A 9,079-nucleotide genomic window follows, 5' to 3' on the forward strand; every position below is an offset into this window, starting at 1 on the left:
CTGATGGGCTCGGCCCTGCGCGCGACGAAGTGGACGAACCAGGTCGGGGAGCTGCTGCTGCGGTGCGTCGTCCACGACGTCCTGCTGCTCGTCGGCGATGCGGAGAGGCGCGAACGGGACGCCGCCCGCGCCTCTCCGGGCACCGGCCCGGCCCCGGCCGCCTGAGCCTCTACGGCCTCTTTTCGACAGAGCACCCTCGTGGGAGAAGGTGGCCGAAGGCCGGATGAGGGGGCGACCGGCGTCGCCCCCCGATCCGGGCCATCGGCTCATGAACCGCGGCTCATGGTCGCGCCCCCTCATCCGGCCCTTCGGGCCACCTTCCCCCACCCGGGGGGAAGGACGTTTGGGGGGCCGCTTGAGGGAAGCGGCCCCCGCCGTTCGCCGTCACTTGCCGGCGGCGGCCTTCTTGTACTCTTCCAGCCGGTCCTTGAGGGTGTCGTCGTCTTCCAGCTCGGTCCCCTTGGCGAGGTCGACGGCCCGCTGCTGGGTCTCGACGGCCTTGGCGATGTCGCCGGAAACGAAGTAGGCGCGGGCGAGGGTGTCGGCCAGGAACGGGCTCTTGCCGTCCTCAAGCTCGTCCCCCTTCTTGGCGGACTCGAGCGCGAAGGCGACGAGCTTGGCGCCGGGCTTGGCCTTGTTGTCCGGGTCGACGATCGCCCAGGCGATGAAGTTCAGGGCGCCGGGGTTCTCGCCGGCCTCGCCTTCCAGCAGCTTCTTGCCGGTCGCCAGGGCCTCGTCCTCCGCGCCGGTCTGGACCAGGGCGCCGAACTTCATGGGCGCGAGCCTCGGCTCGATGGAGGGGACCTCCTTGGCGACCTCGGCGATGACCTCGAGGATCTGCTTCGGATCCTCGGACTGGAGGGCCTTCTGGAGCTTGCCCTGGATCTTCGTCAGCTTCTCCTGCTCCTCCTTGGCCTTCTTGGCCTCGGCGACGGCCGTCGCCAGGTCCCAATCGCCCGAGACGACCTTCTCCAGCGGCTCGTCGATCTCGGCCGGGTGGCCGATCCAGACCACCTTGAGATCCTGGTTCACGATGAACGCGGCGGGGATGCCGTTCTGGCCGGCCGCCTTCATCCAGTTCGTGGCCATCGCGCCGTCATCGGCTTCCTTCCCCTCGGGGATGGAGTCCACGGCGACCCGGTAGTCCATCTTGTCGCCCATCTCCTTCACGAAGGGGGCGATGGCCTCCTGGTCCTGCTCCCACACGCTGACGCCGATGAACTTGACGTCCTTGTGCTTCTTCTGCAGCTCGCTCAGGTGCGGGATGGTGGCTCGGCAGGGGCCGCACCAGGTCGCCCAGAACTCGACGACGTAGATGCTTCCCGGTTCGAGGGCCTTGATCGGCTCCCCCTTGATGAACTCCTTCACTTCGAGCTTGGGGGCCGCGTCGCCGACGGTCAGGTCGGCGCGGGCCGGGACGGCGAAGGCGGCCAGCGCGGCCAGGGCCGTCGTCGCGGCGAGCTTGAGCTTCATCGAAATCCCTCTGGTCTGGGGCAACGGGTCGGAAACGCCCGCGGCGGTTCGCGATCGGTCGACCTCCGATCGTAACTCCCGACCCCCCCGGGGGTCATCAGGGATCCCCGGTTGAACCGCGGCCCCGGTTCCCCGACGATGGTGAGTCCCGACGGACAGACCCCCGACGATGGGAGCCACGACGATGACCCGACGCCTCGCGACGACGCTCCTGGCCCTGATCCCGCTCGTGGCCGCCCCCTCGCCGGCGCGGGCCGAGCCCCCCGAGGCGGTCGACGTCGGCCAACGTCGGGAATTGTTCGTCGACCGTCACCTGATCGATACGCTCTCGGGGGCGGAATTGCGGATGCATCGCCCGGTGGATCGCGGCCCGGTGCTCTCCTTCGACAGGCCGTGGGAGGGGACGTTCGCCGCGTACGTCACGATCATCCACGCCGACGGGAAGTACCGGGCGTACTATCGCGGGATGGGCGCGGGGGGCGTGCGGAAGGACTCGGACCCGGTGCAGGTCATCTGCCTGGCCGAGTCCGACGACGGCGTCCGCTGGACGAAGCCGGCGCTCGACCTCTTCCCCCGCGCGGGCGAGCCGACGACCAACATCGTGCTGGCCGACGCCGCCGCCGTCACCCACAACTTCGCCCCGTTCCTGGACTCCCGCCCGGGCGTCGACCCCGCCGAGAGGTACAAGGCGATCGGTGGCGTCCACGAGCAGGGCCTCTCCGCCTACGCCTCCCCCGACGGAGTCCATTGGAAGCGAATGCGAGACGCCCCCGTCCTGACGCGAGAGGACGTCCAGGTCGACGCCGGGGGGGATGCCTATGTGTTCGACTCCCAGAACGTCGCCTTCTGGTCGGACGCGGAGCGGAAATACCTGCTGTACTACCGCGTCTTCCGGGACGACCGGCGGCGGATCGCCCGCGTGGAGAGCGACGACTTCCTCGCGTGGCGGAACCCGACGCTGATGGAGTACCGCCGCGGCGACGGCGAGCCCGCGCCCGTCGAGCACCTCTACACCAACCAGACGCACCCGTACTTCCGCGCCCCCCACGTCTACATCGCGACGGCCGCCCGCTTCATGCCGGGGCGTCGCGCGATCACCGCGGAGCAGGCGAAGGCGATCGGCGTCGATCCGGGCTACTTCAACGACGTCTCCGACGCGATCCTGATGAGCACTCGCGGCGGGAACGTGTACGACCGCTCGTTCATGGAGGCGTTCGTCGCGCCCGGGGTCGGCCCGGGGAACTGGACCTCGCGGACGAACTACCCGGCGCTCAACGTGGTCCAGACCGGGCCGGACGAGATGTCGCTGTACGTCAACCAGGAATACGGCCAGCCGACGGCCCACCTCCGGCGCTACGGCATGCGGCTGGACGGCTTCGCCTCCGTCCACGCCGACTACGACGGCGGCGAGATGACCACGAAGCCGCTGACGTTCCGGGGCTCGCGCCTGCTGCTGAACTTCGCGACCTCGGCCGCCGGCGGGATCCGGGTGGAGATCCAGCGCCCGGACGGGACGCCGATCCCCGGCTTCGCCCTGGCCGATTGCGCCGAGCTGATCGGCAACGAGATCGAGCGCCCCGTCGCTTTCGCCGGCGGCCTCGATTCCCTCGCCGGCCAGCCCGTCCGCCTCCGCTTCGTCATGAAGGACGCCGACCTGTTCGCCCTGCGGTTCGCCGACTGACGAGGAGCGGGGAACCGTCGTGAAGTTCTTCACCCCTGGTGGGGGAAGACAGACTCCGAAGGAGTCAGATGAGGGGGAGCTTGCCCCAGGAGCTTTGGAGTTCGGGATCCCTGCCCACGCCGACGGCCCCGGAAGGCCCTTTAGAGCGGTTTCTTGTCGACCGTGGCGGTTGACGCGGTTATCTTCGTGGGGCTATGGAGGGCCCCGCCTTGAAAGCCTACTCGACCGACCTCCGCGAGCGGGTCGCCGCGGCCTGCGACGCGGGCGACGCGACCCGCGAGCAGATCGCCGCCCGCTTCTCCGTCAGCGTCGCCTGGATCCGCAAGCTGATGCGGCAGCGGCGCGAGACCGGCTCCATCGCCCCGCGACCGCACGGCGGCGGCCGGGCCCCGGCGTTCGACGCCGAGGCCGACAGGCGGCTCCGCGAGGCGGTCCGGGCCGACGACGACGCCACCCCGCGCGAGCTTGCCGACGCCGCCGGCGTCGCCTGCCGCGCCTCGGCCGTGCACCGGGCCCTGAAGCGGCTGGGGATCACTCGCAAAAAAAGTCGCGGCGGGCGGCCGAGCGGGACCGGCCCGGGCTGAAGGCCGAGCGGGCCGCCTGGCGCGAGGAGTTCGCGGACGTCGACCCGGCCCGGCTCGTGTTCGTCGACGAGACCGGGGCGAGCACGGCGATGGACCGGACGCACGGCCGGGCCCCGAGCGGCGTGCGGGTCGACGGCCCGGTCCCGCACGGCCACTGGAAGGTCGTCACGCTCACCGCCGCCGTCCGCCTGGGCGGCGTGGGGGCCTGCCTGGCCTTCGACGGGGCGACCGACTCGGCCGCGTTCGAGACCTACGTCGAGCGATGCCTGGCCCCGACGCCGCGGCCGGGCGACGTCGTGGTGATGGACAACCTGTCGTGCCACAAGACGGTCGAGGCCGCACGCCTGATCGCCGCGGCCGGGGCCGAGCTGCGATTCCTGCCGCCGTACAGCCCCGACCTCAACCCGATCGAGCGGATGTTCTCCAAGCTCAAGTCGTGGCTGCGGTCGGCCAAGGCGCGGACGATCGACGGGCTGATCGCGGCGATGGGCGACGCCCTGCGCGCGGTGCGCCCCGCCGACGTGCTGGGCTGGTTCCGCCATAGCGGATATCCAGCCCGACGATCAAGCGATACACCCGACGAGAAACCGCTCTAACAGACTGGTCGTGGTCGATCAGGGCCTCGGTCAGGATCGAGATCGCGACCGGGCTCTTCGCGATCGACCAGAGCGCGGACGCGGCTTTTATGCCGAGGGAGACTTCGTGTCCGCGGGTCAATTCCTCGAGCCGGCCGACGGCCTGGTGGGCTTCCGGCCCCATCAGGCCCAGGGCGTGGATCGCTTCCCGGCGGACGTCGCGGGACCCCTCGCGGGTCGCCTCCACGAGCAACGGGACGACGCTCGGCCCCAGTTTCGCAATGGATGGGCCGATCAGGCCCCCCTGGAAGCCGCCCGCTCGTCGCATGGCGTCGAGCATCGCCGGGGCGGAATCCGCCGCGGCCGGCCCGATCTCGCCGAGGGACTCGGCGGCCTGCGTGCGGACCCAACCTTGCCGGTCGTCCAGCGCCCGGGTCAACGCGGGGATCGACGGGGCGGCGTCGGGCCCGATCGCGCCGAGGGCCCTGGCGGCGCAGAGCGTCGGATGGGATCGAGGTGGTCGAGCATGGCCGTCCAGGCCCGGAGGCCCCGCCCCGCGTAGGACGGCTCGGTTGCGGGTGCGATGGCCTCATCGCCAGGGACGGCGTTTTCCTGCCGCGACGGGACAACGGACAGGCAGAGCAGGCACAAGGAAAGCTGGATCAATCCGCGCGTCATGAACGGCGATCCGTGTGAGGACCGTCGGGAGAGTGACGCAGCCGCGCCAACCGCCGCCCCGGCCTGGCCGGGAGGAAAATGAACGGCTCCCGCCGAGACATCGTACTCCGACGGCTCCTCCGGTGCCAACCGGCCGATGCGGACGGGGCCCCGCCGTCAGCCTTCTTCGTCCACCGACTCCAGCGAGACGGCCCGGGCGTGGGGGCCAAGCCGTGACCGCCCCGCTCGGCTTGTCGGCGCCGAGGCGGTCGGCATGCCGCGACGCGGCGAGGATGGAGCGACGCGCCCACGTCGGATTACATTCCCTTATGATGTACCCTCGATCGGTGGCAGGCCGAGTTTCCCGATGGCCTGCATCGGGAGCAGCAGATGGTTCGGGTCGTCGAGGAGCTGGGTGAACCCGAATCTTCGATAGAACCGCCGAGCGTCCTCGTCGATCGCGTCGACCTCGACCGCCCGGACGCCCACTTGCTCGGCGAGATGCTGGGCGCGACGGAGAGCATCGATCAGCAGGAGCGAGCCGAGGCCGAGCCCCTGGGCCGAGCGATCCACGGCTAGCCGCCCCAGAAGCACGACCGGCACGTTGAGGCGAGGCAGGTTCTTCGCCTGGTCCGCCGGCAAGGCATCGTACGCGACGCGATGATTCGATATCGCGTAGTAGCCGACGACCTCGGCCTGGCCGGCCCTCACGGCGACATAAGCGCGGGCGAGGTCGCGTTTCTCGAATTGCGCCGCGCGTTGCTTCAGCCAATCGGTCAGCGTCGGCCGACCGCAATCGAAGGCCGAGCGGTCGTGACGCGCCGCCAGCCTCTCGATACTCCAGGGGCCGGCGGGGTCACCCAAGGTGCTTCTTGTACCTCTCGGCGGCCTCGACGAGCGCCGCGTTGGGGGCCGCGTCCGCGTCGTCCAGCAGGGCGATGAAGCGATCGCGGTCGCGATCGCTCAAGACGGTGACGTCGCGATGCTCGATCACCGCGCGGGCGTGCTGGACGAGGGTGCCGACGGCGAAATCGCTGACCGATTGACCCAGCGAGGTCGCCGCCTCCTCGATGACCTTTTTCAATTCCGAAGGCAGCCGGAAGTTCAGCCGGGCGTCTCGCGTGTCGATCATCGTCGTCCCCGCTGGCTCGCCCTCATGTACAGCGATTCGCCACACAACCTATTCTACGCCGTAGCGCCCTCTCGGACCAGCCTATCGGCATGCTTCGTCGAGAGGTCAGCCCTCTTCGTCGACCGACTCCAGCGAGACGGCCCGGGCGTGGGGGCCGCGGTAGACGGCGTCGCTCGGCTTGTCGGCGCCGAGGCGGGCGAGGATGCGCTCGGCGGCGCGGGTGGTGGCTCCGGGGCGGGCGGCGGTGTGGCGCAGGGCGGCCAGGGCGGAGGTGGCGCGGGCCATCGCCTCGGGGTCGCCCAGCCACGAATCGGCGTGGCGGACGAGTTCGTCGGAGACGTCCTGATCCGTCAGATATTCGGGCATCAGCTCGGCGTCGGCCAGGAGGTTGACGAGGGTGATGTACTTCGCCTTGATGAACGGCCGGGCGATCATCAGGTCGATGGGGCGGATCTTGTAGAGGACGACGGTCGGCAGCGCCTCCATCATCAGCTCCAGGCTGACGGAGCCGGAGACCGACCACGCGACGTCGGCCACGCGGATCAGCTCGGGGGTCCGGCCGGCGTGGATCTCCAGGTCGGGGGAGGGGAGTCCGTCCAGCCCGGCGAGCGTCTCGGCGATGATCTCCTCGGCCAGCACGCGGTGCTTCTCGTGCAGGCAGGCGACCTTGAACCGCACTTCCGGCCGTCGCGCCGCCAGCTTGGCCGCGGCGCGGGCGAGGATCGGCAGGTTCCGCTTCAACTCCAGCGTCCGCGAGCCCGGCAGGATCGCCAGCAGCGGCCGGCCGGGGATCTCCAGCGACGCCGCGAAGGTCTCGTCCAGGTCGCGGTCCTGCAGCTCGTCGAAGTAAGGGTGGCCGACGTACTCGGCGTGGGGCACGCCGCGGTCGGCGTACCACTTCGGCTCGAACGGCAGGCTGCACAGGACGAGGTCGACGAACTTCCGTACCTTCTTCACGCGCCAGCCGGCCCACGCCCAGAGCTGCGGCGGGACGAAGTAGAAGACCGGCACCCCGCGCGCCTTCGCGCGGCGGGCGATCCACCAGTGGAGGCCGGGGTAGTCGACCAGGACGACGGCGTCGGGCTTCTCGTCGCGGAAGCAGCGATCGGCCATGACGATCAGCCGGAGGAAGGTGGCGATGTTCTGGAAGACGCTGAGGAACCACATCACCGCCAGGTTGACCAGCGGGTATTTCAGGTCCGCGCCGGCCTCGACCATCCTGGGCCCGCCGAAGCCGGTGAACTCGGCGTCGGGCAGGCGCTCGCGCAGGGCGTGGATCAGGTTGGCGGCGTGCAGGTCGCCGCTGGGCTCTCCGGCCGAGATGAAGAATTTCATCCGTGATTCGCTCGCTCTGGAGGCTGATCGTCGGCGCGGGCCGACCGGGCGCGCCCGACCCCGGCCGGACGCGCGGCCGTCATTACTACACGCGATCGCCGCCAGCGTCTACACCGACCCGTGTCGGGCGCTCCGCCCAGGCTCGTCCTGACCTGATCCCCCACGCACTTGGCTCATTCATCGGCCGTGCGCGCGAGTTCGAGGACCGTCCGAGGATGGCGACGCCGCGAGGAGGCTGCGCGGCGCCGAGACGAACGTCTCCGGCCTCGGCCGGGTCCCCCGCGACCACGCAGTACTGCCAGACGGTGCGGCACGCCTACCAGGTCGGCGGGGCCCTCCAGGCCGACCCCAAGTCTACGCCACCCCGCTCGACCGCGACCGGATGCTGGCGATGCAGCGCGTGATGGACGACTTCGAGTCGGCCGTCTACTACGGCGAGGGCGTCGGCCTGACCGACCCGACCAGCCGGCCGCTCATGAAGGGCATCCAGTCGCTCCTGGCGACCAACAAGGTCGTCGCGCCGACGAACGCCGCGGCCTACAAGCCCAGCGACCTGATCCGCGCCACGATCCGGGCGTGCTGCAACGGCGACGGCAATCCCAGCCTGCCGCTGGTCGGCACGGACTTCCTGTCGGCCTTCGCCATGTGGGGTCACGCCGCGATGCGGGTCAACGCGGGCGACAACGTCTTCGGCTCGCCGATCGACCCCCGAGTGTGGGGCATCTCGGCCTTCAGCGTCATGTAATCCGGCCCGCCCGGCCGCCCCAGGCTCACCCGCTCCCCCTCGGGGCTCTCCGGCGTCGAGTTCGTCATCGCCACGCTCGATCCCCAGGTCGAGGAGGCGTGCTTCGAGCTCAACCGCCGCTTCGCGATCGGCCCCCATGCGCCGGGGCGGGCTCTCTCGGAACTCCGCGACCTCGACGCGCGGCTCGGGCTCGGTGCCCAACGCCTACGAGACCCTGACGTTCGCCCCCGTGACGCGGGCGAGGGCCGGGGCGCTGATGCCGAGGCTGGCGTCCGATCGACGACAGGTCACGGCGTGGCCTACTTCGATTCGATCGTCGTCTCATGAGGCCCCTCGCATGCCGCGACACTTCGGCCACTGGTTTCGGGACGCATTGGTCGAGGTGGCCGACCGGCCCTCGTCCTCGATCTTCTCAACCCGAATCGCGAGGTGATCCCACCATGCCTTTTTTGGTTTCTCGCGAGGGCAACGCCCGTCTCCTGACGGAGCTCCTCGGCGGCGCCGCGCCGGAAGACTGGCGCCTCGGCCTGTTCAACTCGGCCGTCACCCCCTCCGAGACCGACACGGCCGCCACCTTCGAGGCGCGCGAGGCGGCCTTCGACGGCTACGAGAGGAAGACGCTCACCCGGTCGGTGTCGGACTCGACCTGGAACGCGCCGCCTCTGAAGGCCCCGCCGATTCTCCCCTTGGTCCTCGCGCGAGCGGGTCGCCCACTCCAGGTACGGCTCCGCCCCGCGGAGCTGGACGATCGGCGCGAGCGGGGACGTCGTCCACGGCTACTTCATCGTCGGCGCCGCGAGCGGGGCCCTGATCCTGGCCGAGCAGTTCGCGGCCCCCAGGGCCCTCCACCCCGGCGACACGCTGTCCATCACCCCGGTCTTCGAGGTCGCCTGACGG

At 70.5% G+C, this 9,079-nt stretch carries 8 protein-coding genes; 4 read left to right on the plus strand and 4 right to left on the minus strand.

Annotation, left to right across the window (positions count from 1 at the left end):
* Positions 1-384: 384 nt before the first annotated feature.
* Positions 385-1,473 carry a TlpA disulfide reductase family protein gene (locus WG209_RS24670; RefSeq protein ID WP_337177774.1) on the minus strand — a complete coding sequence of 363 codons (1,089 nt, stop codon included), beginning with the start codon at positions 1,471-1,473 and terminating at the stop codon, positions 385-387.
* Positions 1,474-1,657: 184 nt separating this feature from the next.
* Between WG209_RS24670 and WG209_RS24675 the strand changes: the two genes are divergently transcribed.
* The 3 genes from WG209_RS24675 to WG209_RS24685 all read left to right on the plus strand — a co-directional run bounded on the left by WG209_RS24675 (position 1,658) and on the right by WG209_RS24685 (position 4,334).
* Positions 1,658-3,154, plus strand: coding sequence for a hypothetical protein (locus WG209_RS24675; RefSeq protein ID WP_337177775.1), 1,497 nt, complete (start codon positions 1,658-1,660; stop codon positions 3,152-3,154).
* Positions 3,155-3,363: 209 nt separating this feature from the next.
* Positions 3,364-3,738 (plus strand): IS630 transposase-related protein, encoded by a 375-nt coding sequence (locus WG209_RS24680; protein WP_337177776.1) that lies wholly within the window; start codon positions 3,364-3,366, stop codon positions 3,736-3,738.
* Complete coding sequence (locus WG209_RS24685) at positions 3,735-4,334, plus strand: IS630 family transposase (protein WP_337177781.1); 600 nt, start codon at positions 3,735-3,737, stop codon at positions 4,332-4,334. Before WG209_RS24680 ends, WG209_RS24685 begins: the two co-directional genes overlap by 4 nt.
* Positions 4,335-5,297: 963 nt before the next feature.
* On the opposite strand, the gene WG209_RS24690 is transcribed toward WG209_RS24685, so the two are convergent.
* From WG209_RS24690 to lpxB, 3 genes are all read right to left on the minus strand, one after another.
* Positions 5,298-5,834: a GNAT family N-acetyltransferase gene (locus WG209_RS24690; RefSeq protein WP_337177777.1), complete on the minus strand. Its 537-nt coding sequence runs from the start codon at positions 5,832-5,834 to the stop codon at positions 5,298-5,300.
* On the minus strand, positions 5,827-6,102 hold the full coding sequence (locus tag WG209_RS24695; RefSeq protein WP_337177778.1) for a DUF1778 domain-containing protein: 276 nt from the start codon (positions 6,100-6,102) through the stop codon (positions 5,827-5,829). Before WG209_RS24695 ends, WG209_RS24690 begins: the two co-directional genes overlap by 8 nt.
* A gap of 105 nt (positions 6,103-6,207) precedes the next feature.
* On the minus strand, positions 6,208-7,437 hold the full coding sequence (gene lpxB, locus WG209_RS24700; protein ID WP_337177779.1) for a lipid-A-disaccharide synthase: 1,230 nt from the start codon (positions 7,435-7,437) through the stop codon (positions 6,208-6,210).
* Positions 7,438-7,828: 391 nt separating this feature from the next.
* On the opposite strand from lpxB, the gene WG209_RS24705 reads away from it, so the two are divergent.
* On the plus strand, positions 7,829-8,182 hold the full coding sequence (locus tag WG209_RS24705) for a hypothetical protein (RefSeq protein WP_337177780.1): 354 nt from the start codon (positions 7,829-7,831) through the stop codon (positions 8,180-8,182).
* The last annotated feature ends 897 nt before the right edge of the window (positions 8,183-9,079 follow it).

Source organism: Paludisphaera sp. (assembly GCF_037189885.1).
In the GTDB taxonomy this organism is placed as follows: domain Bacteria; phylum Planctomycetota; class Planctomycetia; order Isosphaerales; family Isosphaeraceae; genus Paludisphaera.

Excerpts from the sequence above, each read along its gene's own strand:
- WG209_RS24670 (WP_337177774.1), bottom strand. The coding sequence starts at position 1,473 with ATGAAGCTCAAGCTCGCCGCGACGACGGCCCTGGCCGCGCTGGCCGCC.
- WG209_RS24675 (WP_337177775.1), top strand. The coding sequence starts at position 1,658 with ATGACCCGACGCCTCGCGACGACGCTCCTGGCCCTGATCCCGCTCGTG.
- WG209_RS24695 (WP_337177778.1), bottom strand. The coding sequence starts at position 6,102 with ATGATCGACACGCGAGACGCCCGGCTGAACTTCCGGCTGCCTTCGGAA.
- lpxB (WP_337177779.1), bottom strand. The coding sequence starts at position 7,437 with ATGAAATTCTTCATCTCGGCCGGAGAGCCCAGCGGCGACCTGCACGCC.
- WG209_RS24705 (WP_337177780.1), top strand. The coding sequence starts at position 7,829 with ATGCAGCGCGTGATGGACGACTTCGAGTCGGCCGTCTACTACGGCGAG.